General features: G+C 70.7%; 16 protein-coding genes. 15 read left to right on the forward strand and 1 reads right to left on the reverse strand.

Features of this window, described 5'->3' with window-relative positions; translation table 11 throughout:
* Nucleotides 1-15 precede the first annotated feature (15 nt).
* The 11 genes from SROS_RS51150 (at nucleotide 16) to SROS_RS24035 (ending at nucleotide 9,755) form a co-directional block, all read left to right on the forward strand.
* Nucleotides 16-153, forward strand: coding sequence for a hypothetical protein (locus SROS_RS51150; RefSeq protein WP_012891501.1), 138 nt, complete (start codon nucleotides 16-18; stop codon nucleotides 151-153).
* Between the two features lie 39 nt (nucleotides 154-192).
* Nucleotides 193-1,602 (forward strand): FAD-dependent oxidoreductase, encoded by a 1,410-nt coding sequence (locus tag SROS_RS24000; RefSeq protein ID WP_081453211.1) that lies wholly within the window; start codon nucleotides 193-195, stop codon nucleotides 1,600-1,602.
* 14 nt (nucleotides 1,603-1,616) lie between these two features.
* Nucleotides 1,617-1,892: a hypothetical protein gene (locus tag SROS_RS24005; protein WP_012891503.1), complete on the forward strand. Its 276-nt coding sequence runs from the start codon at nucleotides 1,617-1,619 to the stop codon at nucleotides 1,890-1,892.
* A complete protein-coding gene (locus tag SROS_RS24010; protein WP_012891504.1) occupies nucleotides 1,889-3,136 on the forward strand; it encodes an MFS transporter in 1,248 nt (415 codons plus the stop codon). Before SROS_RS24005 ends, SROS_RS24010 begins: the two co-directional genes overlap by 4 nt.
* 23 nt (nucleotides 3,137-3,159) lie before the next feature.
* Nucleotides 3,160-3,507, forward strand: a complete 348-nt coding sequence (locus tag SROS_RS24015; RefSeq protein WP_012891505.1) for an ArsR/SmtB family transcription factor — start codon at nucleotides 3,160-3,162, stop codon at nucleotides 3,505-3,507.
* A complete protein-coding gene (locus SROS_RS24020; RefSeq protein WP_012891506.1) occupies nucleotides 3,504-4,577 on the forward strand; it encodes an ArsO family NAD(P)H-dependent flavin-containing monooxygenase in 1,074 nt (357 codons plus the stop codon). The genes SROS_RS24015 and SROS_RS24020 overlap by 4 nt, the downstream gene beginning before the upstream one ends.
* Nucleotides 4,561-4,818 (forward strand): hypothetical protein, encoded by a 258-nt coding sequence (locus SROS_RS47775; RefSeq protein WP_012891507.1) that lies wholly within the window; start codon nucleotides 4,561-4,563, stop codon nucleotides 4,816-4,818. The genes SROS_RS24020 and SROS_RS47775 overlap by 17 nt, the downstream gene beginning before the upstream one ends.
* A gap of 299 nt (nucleotides 4,819-5,117) precedes the next feature.
* Nucleotides 5,118-6,446 (forward strand): M28 family metallopeptidase, encoded by a 1,329-nt coding sequence (locus tag SROS_RS24025; RefSeq protein WP_012891508.1) that lies wholly within the window; start codon nucleotides 5,118-5,120, stop codon nucleotides 6,444-6,446.
* 329 nt (nucleotides 6,447-6,775) lie between these two features.
* The gene (locus SROS_RS49865) at nucleotides 6,776-7,228 is read left to right on the forward strand and encodes a hypothetical protein (protein ID WP_148269184.1); all 453 of its coding nucleotides are present in this window, start codon (nucleotides 6,776-6,778) and stop codon (nucleotides 7,226-7,228) included.
* 113 nt (nucleotides 7,229-7,341) lie between these two features.
* Entirely contained in the window at nucleotides 7,342-8,481 is a 1,140-nt protein-coding gene (locus SROS_RS24030; protein ID WP_012891509.1) for a PLP-dependent cysteine synthase family protein, read from the forward strand.
* A complete protein-coding gene (locus SROS_RS24035; RefSeq protein WP_012891510.1) occupies nucleotides 8,478-9,755 on the forward strand; it encodes an MFS transporter in 1,278 nt (425 codons plus the stop codon). The genes SROS_RS24030 and SROS_RS24035 overlap by 4 nt, the downstream gene beginning before the upstream one ends.
* A gap of 157 nt (nucleotides 9,756-9,912) precedes the next feature.
* On the opposite strand, the gene SROS_RS24040 is transcribed toward SROS_RS24035, so the two are convergent.
* Entirely contained in the window at nucleotides 9,913-11,226 is a 1,314-nt protein-coding gene (locus SROS_RS24040; protein WP_012891511.1) for an aminotransferase class V-fold PLP-dependent enzyme, read from the reverse strand.
* A 252-nt stretch (nucleotides 11,227-11,478) separates the two neighbouring features.
* Between SROS_RS24040 and SROS_RS24045 the strand changes: the two genes are divergently transcribed.
* The 4 genes from SROS_RS24045 to SROS_RS24065 all read left to right on the forward strand — a co-directional run bounded on the left by SROS_RS24045 (nucleotide 11,479) and on the right by SROS_RS24065 (nucleotide 14,507).
* On the forward strand, nucleotides 11,479-11,835 hold the full coding sequence (locus SROS_RS24045) for a BlaI/MecI/CopY family transcriptional regulator (RefSeq protein WP_012891512.1): 357 nt from the start codon (nucleotides 11,479-11,481) through the stop codon (nucleotides 11,833-11,835).
* Nucleotides 11,832-12,779: a M56 family metallopeptidase gene (locus SROS_RS24050; protein WP_012891513.1), complete on the forward strand. Its 948-nt coding sequence runs from the start codon at nucleotides 11,832-11,834 to the stop codon at nucleotides 12,777-12,779. The genes SROS_RS24045 and SROS_RS24050 overlap by 4 nt, the downstream gene beginning before the upstream one ends.
* A 412-nt stretch (nucleotides 12,780-13,191) precedes the next feature.
* On the forward strand, nucleotides 13,192-13,866 hold the full coding sequence (locus SROS_RS24060) for a DsbA family protein (RefSeq protein WP_012891515.1): 675 nt from the start codon (nucleotides 13,192-13,194) through the stop codon (nucleotides 13,864-13,866).
* Nucleotides 13,863-14,507, forward strand: coding sequence for a vitamin K epoxide reductase family protein (locus SROS_RS24065; protein WP_012891516.1), 645 nt, complete (start codon nucleotides 13,863-13,865; stop codon nucleotides 14,505-14,507). Before SROS_RS24060 ends, SROS_RS24065 begins: the two co-directional genes overlap by 4 nt.
* Nucleotides 14,508-14,509 lie beyond the last annotated feature (2 nt).

Here is a 14,509-nt window from a genome sequence, read left to right on the forward strand (position 1 = left end):
AACAGGAGGTGCGTGATGCGCGCCCTGCTCTACCGGTTGCGTTCCACCGCCGACCTCGCTTTCGACGAGACCCGCGGCGAGGTCTGTGACACCGGCTGCCGTGCGAGCGCCTCGGTGGACCGCGCCCGCACCAACAGCCTGATGCTCCGTTAACCCTTGACGATCACCACACGACTTTCAGGAGAGGCAATCATGAGTGACGGATGCTGCGGCACCACCGCCGTCGAGATCGAGCAGATCGTGGCTCACGCCGCGCCCGGCACGTTGCCCGTCGCGGTCATCGGCGCAGGCCCGGTCGGCCTGGCCGCCGCCGCCCACCTGGCCGAGCGCGGCGTGGACTTCGTGCTGATCGAGGCCGGCCGGCAGGTCGGCGCCTCGGTCGCGCAGTGGGGGCACGTGCGGGTCTTCAGCCCGTGGCGCTACAACATCGACAGCGCCGCCCGCCGCCTGCTGCAGGCCGAGGGCTGGAGCGCCCCCGATCCCGACTGGCTGCCCACCGGCGCCGAGCTGGTCGAGAACTACCTCGCTCCGCTGGCCGAGCACCCGGCCATCGCGCCCCGGCTGCGCCTGGGGGTGAAGGTGACCGCGATCAGCCGGCTGGGCCATGACCGGGTCCGCACCACGGGCCGAGACGACGTCCCCTTCCTGCTGCGGCTGGAGGGTGGCGAGGAGCTGCGGGCCAGGGCGGTCGTCGACGCCTCCGGCACCTACACCACGCCCAGCGTCCTGGGCGCCAACGGTCTGCCGGCCTACGGCGAGGCGCAGGCGGCGCCATTCGTCGACCACGCGCTGCCCGACGTACTGGGCGCCGACCGCGACAGCTACGAAGGTAAGCACACCCTCGTCGTAGGGGCGGGTCATTCGGCAGCCACCACTCTGCTGGCCCTGGCCGAATTGGAGGACACGCGGATCACCTGGGCGATCCGCGCCGGGAACGCCGGCCGTACCTATGGTGGTGGCGCCGCCGACGCCCTCCCCGCCCGCGGCGCGCTCGGCACCCGGCTCCGGGCACACGTCGACTCCGGCCGCATCACCCTGGTCACCGGCTTCTATACGCACTCGATCACCGAGGACGGCGGCCAGGTGACAGTGATCAGCCGTGACCCCTCGGGCGCCGAGCAGTCGGTCACCGCCGACCGGATCGTGGCCGCGACCGGCTACCGCCCCGACCACTCCATCGCCTCCGAGCTGCGCCTGGACCTGGACCCGATCCTCGGCTCCACCCGCGCGCTCGCCCCGCTGATCGACCCCAACCAGCACTCCTGCGGCACCGTCCCCGCCCACGGCGTCGACGAGCTGTCCCACCCCGAGTCCGGCTACTACGCGGTCGGCGTCAAGAGCTACGGCCGCGCCCCGACGTTCCTGATGGCCACCGGATACGAGCAGGTCCGCTCCGTGGCCGCCGCCATCGCCGGCGACTGGGAAGCGGCCCGCGACGTGCAACTCGACCTGCCCGAGACCGGCGTGTGCTCCTCCGACCTGGCCGAGGCCCAGGAGGCGCGCGTGGGCCTGGCCACCGGCATCAGCGGCGGCCTGCTCGCCACTCCCCTGCCCCTGGCCACCGTCGGCGCCTCCGAGGCCGGCGGCAGCTGCTGCGGCTGAAAGACAGGATCGACATGTCCGACGGACACCCCACCGCCGCCCAGAAAGCGGCCTTGCGCCTCATCTGCGACCACGAGCCCCTGGAGGCCGGGCAGCTCGGCGAGCACCCGGTCGCCGCCAGACGCCTCAGCACCGATCCGGGCTTCGGCCCGGCGATCGCCCGCATGGCGGGAACGTCGACCTGGCGGCTGCACGCTCAAGGGTTCATCGCCGGAACGGAGTCCGGGAACGGCTGGACGACGACGGCGAACGGCCGTGAGCTGATCGCCTGCGCCGGGACGCGCGGGTGAGCTCCACCGCCCCGGCCGCCGCCCCCAAGACCGGGGGCGGCGGCCAGTCGCGTTTCACCAGGGGCTGGCGGATCGTCGCCGCGCTGGCCGTCACCCAGACCATCGGCTACGGCGTGCTCTACTACGCCTTCTCCGTCTTCCTCACCCCCATGGCCCGCGACCTGAATGCGAGCGGCGCCCAGATCGCCGCCGCGCTCACCGGCTCGATCCTGATCGCCGCGCTGTGCGCGCCGCTGGTGGGCCGCCGGCTGGACGCCCACGGCGGCCGGGGCCTGATGACCGCCGGGTCGGTCCTCGGCACGGGCGCCGTGCTGGCCTGGTCACGGGTGGAGAGCCTGCCGCAGCTGTATGCGGTGTTCGCCGCGATCGGCATCGCGTGTGCGATGGTGCTGTACGAGAGCGCCTTCGCCGTCATCGTGAGCTGGTTCGACGGCCCCGTCCACGGGCGCGGCCGGGCCAATGCGCTGCTCGCGCTCACCGTCGTCGCCGGGTTCGCTTCCTCGATCTTCCTTCCGCTGACCGGGCTGCTGGTGGACTCCTACGGCTGGCGCCACGCCTTGGTGGTCCTGGCCCTGATCTACGGGGTGGCGGCCATCCCGCTGCACGCGCTCGTCGTGCGCCGCCCCGCCCGCACCGGCCGCCAGGACACCACGACCGAAGAGCGGGCCGGGATCGTCAGAGCCGCCACCCGCCGGCGGCCGTTCTGGCTACTGGTGATCGCCTTTACCGCCAATGGCGGCGCGGCGGCCGTGATGGCGGTCCTGCTGATCACCTACCTCATCCACCTGGGCCACTCCCCCGTCCTGGCCGCCACCCTGGCCGGGCTGCTGGGCGTGCTGTCGGTGACCGGGCGCCTGCTCACCACCGGCCTGCAACGCCGTATGCCCGCCGCGCTCATCGCGGCGGCGATCTTCACCCTGCAGGGCGTCGCCGCCGCGCTGCTACCGCTGGCCGGGCGGACGGTGCCGGGCGCCGTCGGCTGCGTGCTGGGATTCGGGCTCGGATTCGGCATCGCCTCCATCACCCTGCCGCATCTGCTGGTCGACAGGTACGGCACGGCGGCGTATGCCTCGCTGTCGGGCCGCATCGCCGCCTTCTCCGTCGCCGACAAGGCCCTGGCCCCGCTGGGAGCGGTCGCGCTCGCGCAGGCGGCCGGATACGCGTGGGTCATGGCAGCAGTGGCCCTCGCCTGTGTGGTCGCCGCGGTCGCGTTGCTGGCCTACCATCGCGTATCGTTTAGATAGATTTCGAAGTAAGGAGTGCCGTCATGACCGCCGTCACCATCCAGTGCTGCGCGCCGATCGCGCGCGAGCCCCTGCCGGAGAACGAGGCGGCCGAGCTGGCGGTGCTGCTCAAGGCGGTCGCCGACCCGGTACGGCTGCGCCTGCTGTCGATGATCGGCTCGCACGCGGGCGGCGAGGCGTGCGTGTGCGACCTGACCGACGCCTTCGACCTGACCGCGCCCACCATCTCCCACCACCTCAAAGTGCTGCGCACCGCCGGGCTGATCGGCTCGGAGCGGCGCGGCACCTGGGTCTACTACTGGATCATCCCGTCGGCGGTGAACCGGCTCGGCGAGCTGTTCGCCCCACTCGCCGCACCCGCGGCCGTGTGACCGGGCGGCCACGGCAGGTCGACGTCCTGGTCATCGGCGGCGGCCAGGCCGGGCTCGCCGCGGGTTACCACCTGCGCCGGGCCGGAGCCGACTTCGTCATCCTGGATGCCCAGGACGCTCCGGGCGGTGCGTGGCGGCACACCTGGCCCTCACTGCGGCTGTTCTCACCCGCGCAGTACAGCTCTCTGCCGGGACGGATGATGCCGTCTCCGCCCGGCGGCGGCTACCCGAGCGCCGCCGACACGGTCGCCTACCTGGCCGACTACGAGCAGCGCTACGAGCTTCCCATCGCCCGGCCGACGAGGGTGCGGGCCGTACGGCGCAGCGGCGAGTCCCTTCAGGTGGAGACCGACGCCGGCACCTGGCGCGCCCGTATCGTGATCAGTGCGACCGGCACCTGGTGGCGCCCCTACGTCCCCCATTACCCCGGCATCGGCGACTTCCGGGGCCGGCAGCTCCACACCGTGAACTACCACGGCCCCGAACCCTTCCGGGGAAGGCGGGTGGTGATCGCAGGCGGCGCCAACTCCGCCGCCCAGATCCTCGCCGAGCTCTCCACCGTGGCCGAGACCACCTGGGTCACCCTGCGCCCGCCCCGGCTGCTGCCCGACGAGGTCGACGGCCGCGCCCTGTTCGGCCTGGCCACCCGCCGCGCCCGCGCCGAGGACGGCCCCGGCATCGGCGACCTGGGCGACATCGTCGCCGTGCCTGCCGTACGCGAGGCCCGCGACCGGGGCGCGTTGAAGGCCGAGCCGATGTTCACCCGCATCACCGCCGGGGGCGTCGTCTGGCCCGACGGCTCCGACCTGGCCTGCGACGTCATCATCTGGTGCACCGGTTTCCGGCCCGCGTTGAACCACCTCGCCCCGCTACGCCTGCGCGGCCCGGACGGGCTCATCCCGGTCGACGGCACCCGGGCACTCGGGGAGCCCCGCCTGCACCTGCTCGGCTACGGAGACTGGACCGGCCCCGCCTCCGCCACCCTGATCGGCGCCGGCCGTACCGCGAGAGACAGCGTCGCCGAGATCATGCGGCAACTGGACGGATCAGGGGGTGCATCCGGCACCTGAGTACAGGCTTACCGTCGGAGCAGGCGCCCGTCCGCCGAAGGGCCGGGCCGGCTCACGGGAGAGATCAACGAACTGGGCGCCGGCCGAATGCACGCTGCCGACCGCCGAGCAGCCGCTGCGCGTCGCCGAGTTCGACGCACTGTTCGCCGGTGCGCTGCGCGGACACCAGCGACTGGCCCCCACCCACCTGCGGCTGCGGCTGGACGGAGCCGGGGGCTGGACTCCCATCTTAATTAGATAGCTTTCTATCTTGACACTCCTCTAATCAACATGGAACGCTGGCCCTACTTAGATATCCGTCAATCCAAGCGGGGTTCGATCGGCGCGATGACATGCGCCGCCGACCTGGAAGGAACACATGATGGCAAGTGACATCACCGGTGGATTCATCGGGAACCTCGAAGACGCTTTCACCCCGCCCGCGGCCGGAGGATGCTGCGGGAGTCCCGCGCCCACCACCGCGTCCGGCGCCGCCACCTCCGGCACCGCGGTGTCGTGTTGCGGAAGCGAGGCCGAGGCGACACAGGCGGCCGAGACCGGGTGCTGCGGGCAGGCCCCGGCGGCCGCTTCGACCACTGCCGCCGCCGGCGCTTCCGCCGGGTGCTGTGGATGAGCTCCTCGCCGCTCGTGCCGCCGGAGACGATCGAGGCCCCGGGCATGGCGGCCGCCCTGGAGCAGGTGAGCGCGGAGCGAATGCTGGCATCCGTTGCGGAGCTGGCCTCCGACGGCTACGCGGGCCGCAGGGTCGGCACCCCCGGCGGCCAGGCTGCCGCCGCATGGCTCGCCGAACGACTACGCGAGCTGGGCGCCAGTGTGCGATTCGACCCGTTCGGCGTCTCCGGCGTGCGGGAGCTGTATCGCACGCCGGTGCTGCAGTGGAGCGACGGCGAGATGACCCGGAGTCTGGAGCATCGGCGGGAGTTCGCCGAGCACCTGGCCTCGGCTGAGCTGCCCGATCCGCGCTCGGCGCCGCTGGCGGATCTGAGCGCGGCGGATCTGCGCGACCACTGGGTGCTGGCCCCCGCCGGGCAATGGGCGCAGGCCTGCCGGCGGGCCGAGGCAGAGGGTGCGGTCGGCGTTCTCATGGCGCGGGGCACGGACGCCGACGGGTGGATGCCCAAGATGATCGCAGGGCCGGCCCGGCGCGCGGTGGCGGTCATCGGGGTCCGCACCGACCTGCACCGGCAGCTGGCCGACGCCCTCATCTCAGGTGAGGTGAGGGTGACCGCGTCGATGCCACTGCGAGCGGTCAGCGCCGGTGGGGTCAACGTCCACGGCCACCTGCCGATCGGGCTGGACGAGCCGGATGGACCGGTGGGCGGGCCGCGGGTGCTGCTGAGCGCGCACTTCGACGGGGTGGGCGATGACCCGGGCCGCCGCCTGCCCGCCGCCGCCGACAACGCCTCCGGGGTGGCCGCGGTGCTGGAGGCCGCCCGCGTCCTGCGGGCCGCCCCGACCGCGCCGGTGGACCTGTCGGTGTCCTTCCTGGACGCCGAGGAGGCAGGCGCCTGGGGATCGGCCCACCACGCCCCCAGCCTGGCGCCGGCCGTCCAGGTCATCAACCTGGACGGTGCGGCGCAGCTGCACCAGGCCGCCGCAGTCGAGGCGGGCGGGCCGGCGCATGCCCTGCTGGCCACCCTTGACCAGGCCGCGCGGCTGACCGGAGTGCCGCTGCGGGCCGGCGCGATGGCCTCCGACAACCGCCGCTACGCCGCGGCCGGGCTGGCCGCGATCGGCATCGGGATGGGCATGCCCGGTTATCAGACTCCCGCCGAGACGCCCGAGCGCGTCGAGCCGGACACGCTGCTGGCCGCCGCACGATTACTGGTGGCCACCGTGTGGCTGCTGGCACAGCCGCCGCGGGCCTGAGGGGCAGGTGCCGGCGGCGGTGAAGGCCGGGGTCGTGGTGTCGATGCGGCACCGCCGCCTGTTCATGCGGCTCCGGCGGCCGATGGGGGAAGAGCGGGGCCTGGTGATCGTATTGACGATCGCCGCACGCGCCCTCGGCGGCTTCGCCCTGGGGTGTTTCGGCGACGCAGGAGCCTTGGTACGACCGGCGCGGAGCTTGGACAGTAGCGGAACGACGAGTCCCGTCCGACGGGACAGAAGATGCCATCCCGCCCGACCGGCACTCCCGGCTAACACGAAAGTCACCCTCCGTTGCGAGTCGCCACGGAGCGTAATGTATATTTACGGTCATGATCGTATCGATGCGGCGGGTCGCACAGCGCGGAGGCATTCTCTCCGCGGCGTGCCTGGCCGTGCTCGGTATTGTCGTGCTGCTGCATCTCGGGCTGTGCATCACGCATGACCATTCGGCTCACCGTCATGATCCCGGTACGGAACAGTCGGCGGCCGAGTGCGACAGGGGCGCCGAACCCCACGCCGCGATTGACGCGGTGGCGTTCCCGTGCGGATCGCCATGCCCGCAGATTCCCGCAGGTGATGATCACAGCCTGTGCGGCGCGGCGGCCGGGTCGCCGATCATCGACGTGCGCGTCCTGCTGCCCGACGGACACGCCATTGGCGATTCGACCACCGTTGAGACAACCACGACGGCATCGCCGACGCCTGCAAGGCGCTCCTCACAGCCGGCCCGCCTGCCTCCAGGGGCAGTGTTACTCCTGTTCAAATCCGTTTCCCGCATATAGCCGCCCCGCGGGCAGGTGCGCGAACGACTCAACGCTCGACATGATCGGCATGAGCCGTCGCTTCCGCATGCCCAAAAGCGAGTCGACCACATCGCACCCATGGGAAACGGATCATGACATACACACTCAACTCAACGCAGATCACCACTCCTTCGCTCAGCCAGATGATTACCGGAAGCACCTGCCACACCCCTGAACACGTGGTCGGCAACACACCGGTTCTATGGGTTCCGGAGATCGTCTCGGGACAGGAACGCGGATTCTGGGCAAAGCTGGAGGGCAACAATCCGGGGGGAATCAAGGATCGCTCCGCGCTCTACATCGTGGAGCGGGCGCGCGATCGCGGCGAGCTGCGGCCGGGCGCGCCCATCGTGGAGTCCACCAGCGGGACCTTCGGCCTGGGCCTGGCGCTGGCCGGCATCGTCTACGGGCACCCGGTGACGCTGGTGACCGACCCGGGGATGGAACCGCTGATGTGCCGCCTGCTGTCGGCCTACGGAGCCCGTGTCGTCATCGTCGCCGAGCCGCACCCGGTGGGCGGCTGGCAGCAGGCGCGCCGAGAGCGGGTGCGCCGGCTGCTGGGCGAGCATCCCGACGCCTACTGCCCGGACCAGTACAACAACCCCGACAACATCACCGCCTATGCGGGGCTGGCCACCGAGCTGGCCGGCCAGCTCGGGCGGATCGATGTCCTGGTGTGCAGCGTGGGCACCGGCGGCCACAGCGCCGGCGTCTCCCGCGCGCTCCGCCGCTTCTACCCCGACCTGCGGCTCGTCGGCGTCGACACGATCGGCTCAACGATCTTCGGCCAGCCCGCACGCTCCCGGCTCATGCGGGGCCTGGGCAGCAGCATCTATCCGCGCAACGTGGACTATGAGGCCTTCAACGAAGTCCATTGGGTCGCACCGCCGGAAGCGGTATGGGCCTGCCGGCGCCTGGCGGCGCTTCGATACGCCACCGGCGGCTGGAGCGTCGGGGCGGTGGCTCTGGTGTCGTCCTGGCTGGCCCGCACGCTGCCCAGCCACACGCGGATAGCGGCGATCTTCCCCGATGGCCCGCACCGCTACTTCGACACGGTGTTCAACGACGACTATTGCGCCGCCCACGGCCTTCTCGGCTCGCCGGTGACGACGGATCCAGAGGTGATCGACCATCCGGCAGAGCGCGAGCTGACCAGCTGGACGCGATGCGCGACCGTGGTCGACCCGGCCGCCGCCATGCGATCCCCCGCCACCGAAGGGGCACGGCAGTGAAAAGCACACTGGCCCTGGCAGGGTCCTTCGACCGGCCGGTGAAACTGCTGCTGATCAACCAGCTCACCATCAACACCGGCTTCTACATGCTGATGCCCTACCTGGCAGGTCATCTGTCCGGCACGCTCGCGCTGCCGGCGGCACTGGTCGGCCTCATCCTCGGCATCCGCAACCTCAGCCAGCAGGGCATGTTCCTGGTAGGGGGCACCCTCGCCGATCGGCTCGGCCACAAACCCATGATCGTCGCCGGATGTGGGTTGCGCACCGTCGCGTTCCTGCTGCTGGCGGTGGCCGACTCCATCCCCGCCCTGGTGGTCGCCTCGGCGCTGACCGGGTTCGCCGGGGCGCTGTTCAACCCCGCCGTACGGGCCTATCTGGCCCAGGAGGCGGGCGAGCGCAAGGTCGAGGCGTTCGCGGCGTTCAATGCCTTCTACCAGCTCGGCATCCTGATCGGGCCCCTCATCGGCCTGGTGCTCAACGGTATGGCGTTCAAGCTCGTCTGCCTCACCGCGGGGCTGATGTTCGCCGCCCTGACGATCGCCCAGATACGGGCCCTGCCGGCACAGGCCAAGCAGCAGGAGCAGGAAAAGCGCGGAGTTCTCCTCGACTGGCGCGAGGCGATCACCAACCGTCCCTTCCTGCTGTTCTCCCTGGCCATGATCGGCTCCTACGTGCTGAACTTCCAGGTCTACCTGGGCCTGCCGCTGGAGGTCCGCCGGGTGACGGCCGGCGAGCTCGGCGTCACCCTCATCTTCGTGGTCTCCGGCCTCATGACCATCGCCGGCCAGGCACGGGTGACCGCGTGGGCGGCCCGGCGGTGGCGCCCAGCCCAGGCCATCACCTGGGGACTCGTGCTGATGGGACTGGCCTTCACCCCACTCGCGCTGGCCGCGCCTCTGGCGAGCGCGGCCACCGCCCCGGTTGACGGGATCGCCCACGCGCTTGTGCTGCTGCCGGTCCTCGGTACGGCGATGCTGCTCAGCCTGGCCACCATGATCATCTACCCGTTCGAGATGGCGACCATCGTCACCGTCGGCGGCCGGCGCATGGTGGCCACCTACTACGGGCTCTACAGCACCCTGGCCGGCATCGGCATCGCCGCAGGCAACCTGCTGTCGGGCTGGGCGCTGGACCTCGGCGGAGCGGTGGGCCTGCCGAGCCTGCCATGGCTGGCCCTGGCCTTGATCGGCATCGGATGCGCGGCAGCCGTACGCGCCCTGGACCGATCGGGACGCCTGGCAGCCTCACCCGAGACGGCGCCGGCAGCGGCGTAGGCCTTGCAGGGATTCCCGGCCGGTACGGGGTCGGCCGCCGGCCGGGAATCCAGGTGGATCGAGCCACGATCTGAGCTTGGGTGCAGGCCGGCGACACATGGCGTTTCGCCCTTGACCTCGGAGATCGTCCCAAATGAGGCCCCGATTGCCGGATTCCTCAGCCGCGCATCCGTGAAGCGAGATCGCGCAATGCCACGGCGAGCAGGTCGACGTCGTCGCGCGAGGTGAACAGCGCCGGAGTCACCCGGACGCAGTCGCCCCTGGCAGGCCCGCCCCGGCGCACGGTGAAGATCCGGTGCCGGTCGAGGAGGTCTTTGGCGATCGCGACGTTGTCGGCCTCCGAGGTGCGCCCGGTGATCCGGAACGCGGTCATGGTCCCGTACATGGCGGGGTCCTCGGGGGTGAGGATCTCCAGATCGGGGATGTCGCGCACCTGGTGGACCCAGCGGTCGCGCAGGAAACGCAGGCGTGACTGCTTGACCGGGCCGCCGAGGACCTCGTGGAAGTCCAGGGCGGTGCCCACCGTGAGAATGGGCGCGACGTCCATGGTGCCGGAATGGACCCGTGAGCGGATGTCGTCGCCAGGGTAGGTCTCGTCGGCGAAGGCGGCGTCGATGTCGGCCAGGCGGCCGGCGCGGATGTAGAGGAACCCCGATCCCAGCGGTGCTCCCATCCACTTGTGCAAGGAGAAGAAGGCGAAGTCCGCCCCGAGGTCACCGATGGTGAAGTCGAGCTGTCCCCATGAGTGGGCGGCGTCGACGATGACGTCGACGCCTCTGTCGCGGGCCATCGCGGTGATCTCCCGGACCGGCAGGACGAGTCCGGTGCGGTTGTTCATGTGGCTGATCAGGAGCAGCTTGACCTTCGGGTGGTCGCGCAGCGCCGTGGCGTAGGCGTCCAGTACGCCCTGCCGGGTCGCCGGCTCGGGGACGACCATCCGTTCGACGCTCACGCCACGGCGGTCGCGCAGCCAGTTCATGGCGTAGCGTGCGCTGTGGTAGTCGAGGTCGGCGTACATCACCGCGTCGCCCGGGCGCAGCCGGTTGTAGCCACTGATCAGGTTCTGCAGGGCCTCGGTGCCGCCGCGGGTCAGGGCAATCTCCTGCACCGATGCGCCCAGGACGGTGGCGATGCGCTCCCTGACCCGGTCGGCCTCGGCCTTGTAGGAGGTGCGCAGCAGGTGGGAGTTCAGCTCGTTGAGCCGGTCGACGTTGCGGTGGTAGGCGTGGCGCACCGGCTCGGGCATGATCCCGTAGTAGCCGTTCTCCAGGTTGACGAAGTCCGGACTGACCCGGTATCGCCGGGCGACGGTACGCCAGAAGCCCTCGTCCCCGGCAAGCTGGTCGGGGGTGCGGCCGCCGGGAACGGCCAGCGGCTCGGGAGCCGGTGATCGCGAGGGTGGTGGTTTCGGGGCAAGGGAGGTGGCCAGCGCGCCGAGCCCAGCGACCATCGCACGTCTCGACAGAGTCATCGAACCTCTCCTCATGGATCAGCGAGAGTCCGTGACACGGCGGAGCCTCACTTGCTGTAGTGATCGAGTTCCAGTGTGAGGTGACTTGGCCTCATGGGGATGCATCTGCGCTGTTCAGGCGTGGCGTGGCGTGGCGAGCACTGGGCAGCGAGCGCCCTCCCGGAGACGTCTTCTGTTTGACAGCCGGCGCAATGACAGCCTGTAACCTTCTACTCTCGATAGAGCCAGACGGATACGGAGGAGGCGGAACGCGTGCGGCTCGGCAGTCTGGAACGCTCGATCATGGAAGCCCTGTGGAACCGTCCCGAGGGGGCGCTCGCCCAGGACCTGGCCGGCGCCCTGCCGTCGCGACCCGCGGTCACCACCGTCCTGACCGTGCTGGTACGGCTCTCGCACAAGGGCATGGTGTCCAGGGAACGTCTGGGCCGGGCGCATCTCTACAGAGCCGCGGCCACCAAGGACTCCTTCGTCGCCGAGACCATGAGGGCCGCCCTCGACGAAGCGGGTGATCTCGAAGCGGCGGTGAACCGTTTCGTCGGCACGGTGTCGCCCGAAGTGGCCGCGGCCCTCCGGGACGCGCTCGCGGGGCGGGACGGAGCCGTTCCGTGATCCTCTGGCTGATCGTCGCGGGGATCTCCCTGACGCCCGTCGTGTTCGGAGGGCCGGTGGCCGGACGCCTGGCCGCCGCCCGGTGGACGCGCCGCTGTCCCCGTGCCGCGCTGGTGCTCTGGCAGGCCATCGGCCTGTCCGGCGGGCTGGGAGCGGTCGGAGTGGGCCTGGTGGCCGCGGTCGCGCCGCTGGCCGCGCTCTTCCCGCACGGCATGCACACCCTGCTCCAGCAGATCGCGGCAGGACACGGGCTGAGCGGGCTCGGTCCCGCGCACGTCGCCGCCCTGGGATGGTCGATCGGCCTGATCGTGTGGTTGTCCGTCCACACGATCAGGATCACCGTCAAGACCGTCGCCGAGCAGCGGCGGCAGCGCCTGCTGGTGGACGTGGTCGCCGATCACTCCTCCCTCCACGACGCCTACGTCCTGCCGAGCGGAGAGCGCGTGGCGTACTGCGTCCCGGGACGGCGTGCCCGCATCGTGCTGAGCCAGGGCACGCTGGACCTGCTGGGCCCGCGGGAACTGCAGGCCGTGCTCGGGCACGAGCGCGCGCACGCGCGAGGCCGCCATGACCTCGTCCTGCTGCCGTTCATGGCGCTGGAGCGGGCCTTCCCCCGGCTCCCCGTCGCCCGGACGGCCCGCGGGGTCGTGCCGGTGCTGCTGGAGATGCTGGCAGACGACCAGGCCCGCCGCGCCCACGGCGAGCTGACGCTGGCCCGCGCCCTGGTGCGGATGGCCACCCCCGCGGCCGGGCCGGCGGAGGCGGGCACGCTCGCCCTGGCGGACAAGGCGGTCGTCCACCGGGTGGAGCGACTCCTCGACCAGCGGGACAGGCGGCCGGGCTGGGCGCCCGCCGCCGCCTACTCCACAGCCAGCCTCCTGCTCAGCGGACCTCTCGCCGTGCTGGTGGCGCCCCTGCTCTGCATCACCGTCTGGCCCGTCTGACGGGGAACCGCACTATGACGCCCTGCTGGGCGCCGTAGACATCAGACACCCGGGAGCCGGGAGGAAAGCCCCGCGCTCGAGGCACAGGCGAGATGGGCCGATCCGTGCGTGCGGATCAGGTACGGCTCTTCGACACCCCTGGCCTGGAGCTCGACCACGACGTCATCGACCTTGGTGCCACACGCCGGCATGCTCCTCTGACCTCGTTGGAGGCCGGGTATGACATGGTGTGCGACTTCGCCGTCATCCCGCTCCCCGGCCGCCGGCGCGCCCTCATGGCGTTACCGATCCGGGACCGCCGCTCCCTCGCCGGGTGGGCAGCGCCTCAGCTTCGTTTGACCCCCTCTATCTTCTACATCTGGTAGAAGATAGAGGGAGCGACGCTTCGCGAAACACCATGTGAGAGCGGGATATGACGACGAATCTGAAGATAACGCTGATCATCGCTGCAGGTATGGCCGCGGTGATCGCAGCGATCGTGCTGTTCGGCCGCCCCGAGGGGAGCGCCACGGAGCCGGTGACCGGTACGGCGTCGGGGCAGCCCGTCCCCGCGGAGTATCTCGTGCGCGCAGACAGCCACAAGCTGTCCACCGCGGCCGACAACAAGGTCACTTTGGTGGAGTTCCTGGACTTCGAATGCGAGTCCTGCGGGGCGGCTTTCCCGCACATGGAACGCATCCGCGCCGAGTACGACGGGAAGATCAACTTCGTGGTCCGCTACTTCCCCCTTCCTGGTCACCGTAACGGCGAGCTCGCGGCACGGGTCGCCGAGGCGGCCGGCAAGCAGGACAGGTTCGAGGCCATGTACGCCAAGTTGTTCCAGACCCAGAGCCAGTGGGGCGAGGCCTCCGAGTCCAAGGAGGAGTTCTTCCTCGACCTGGCCAAGCAGACAGGTCTCGACATGGCCGCCTTTCAGAAGGATCTCAAGGCACCCGAGACCGCCGAACGGGTGAAGAAGGACCAGGATGACGGGTTCGCTCTCAGCATCCAGGGCACACCGACGGTCTTCTTCAACGGCGCCCTGCTGGACGGAGAGCCCAGCTACGAGAACCTGAAGGCCAAGATCGACGCAGCGCTCGCACCATGACCACGGTGAAGGCCCACCGGCCCGGAGCAGCCGCTGAAGCTGACGCGACACAGCCGATCGTCACCAGATCGCTGCCGTTCGTCCTCGCGATCGGCGGCAGCCTCGGCGTCCTGGCGGCGTTCCTGCTCATGGTCGAACGGCTCCGTCTGGCGGCCGATCCCGGCTACGTCCCCACCTGCAGCATCAACCCGATCCTGAGCTGCGGCTCGGTCATGAAGACCGAGCAGGCCTCCGTCTTCGGCTTCCCCAATCCGCTCATCGGCATCGCGGCGTTCTCCGTGGTGACGACAGTGGGTACGGCACTGCTGGCGGGGGCCCGTTTCCGGAAGTGGTTCTGGTACGGCCTGCAGCTCGGCACCGTTGCGGGCGTCGTCTTCGTCCACTGGCTGATCTTCCAGAGCCTCTACCGGATCGGCGCCCTGTGCCCCTACTGCATGGTGGTGTGGGCCGTGACGATCCCCATCTTCTGGTACGTCACGCTCGCCAACCTGGAAGCCGGACGGATCCCGCTGCCCGGCGGCGCCCGCCGGGCAGCCTTCTGGGCGGCCCGGTACCACACGGTCGTCCTCACGCTCTGGATGCTCGCGATCGTCGGCCTGATCCTGCAGCGCTTCTGGTACTACTGGATCACGCTGGTCTGAAG

The sequence above is a fragment of the Streptosporangium roseum DSM 43021 genome (assembly GCF_000024865.1).
Classification (GTDB): domain Bacteria; phylum Actinomycetota; class Actinomycetes; order Streptosporangiales; family Streptosporangiaceae; genus Streptosporangium; species Streptosporangium roseum.

Excerpts from the sequence above, each read along its gene's own strand:
- SROS_RS49865 (WP_148269184.1), top strand. The coding sequence starts at position 6,776 with ATGATCGTATCGATGCGGCGGGTCGCACAGCGCGGAGGCATTCTCTCC.
- SROS_RS24030 (WP_012891509.1), top strand. The coding sequence starts at position 7,342 with ATGACATACACACTCAACTCAACGCAGATCACCACTCCTTCGCTCAGC.
- SROS_RS24005 (WP_012891503.1), top strand. The coding sequence starts at position 1,617 with ATGTCCGACGGACACCCCACCGCCGCCCAGAAAGCGGCCTTGCGCCTC.
- SROS_RS24015 (WP_012891505.1), top strand. The coding sequence starts at position 3,160 with ATGACCGCCGTCACCATCCAGTGCTGCGCGCCGATCGCGCGCGAGCCC.
- SROS_RS24060 (WP_012891515.1), top strand. The coding sequence starts at position 13,192 with ATGACGACGAATCTGAAGATAACGCTGATCATCGCTGCAGGTATGGCC.
- SROS_RS24000 (WP_081453211.1), top strand. The coding sequence starts at position 193 with ATGAGTGACGGATGCTGCGGCACCACCGCCGTCGAGATCGAGCAGATC.
- SROS_RS51150 (WP_012891501.1), top strand. The coding sequence starts at position 16 with ATGCGCGCCCTGCTCTACCGGTTGCGTTCCACCGCCGACCTCGCTTTC.
- SROS_RS24065 (WP_012891516.1), top strand. The coding sequence starts at position 13,863 with ATGACCACGGTGAAGGCCCACCGGCCCGGAGCAGCCGCTGAAGCTGAC.
- SROS_RS24040 (WP_012891511.1), bottom strand. The coding sequence starts at position 11,226 with ATGACTCTGTCGAGACGTGCGATGGTCGCTGGGCTCGGCGCGCTGGCC.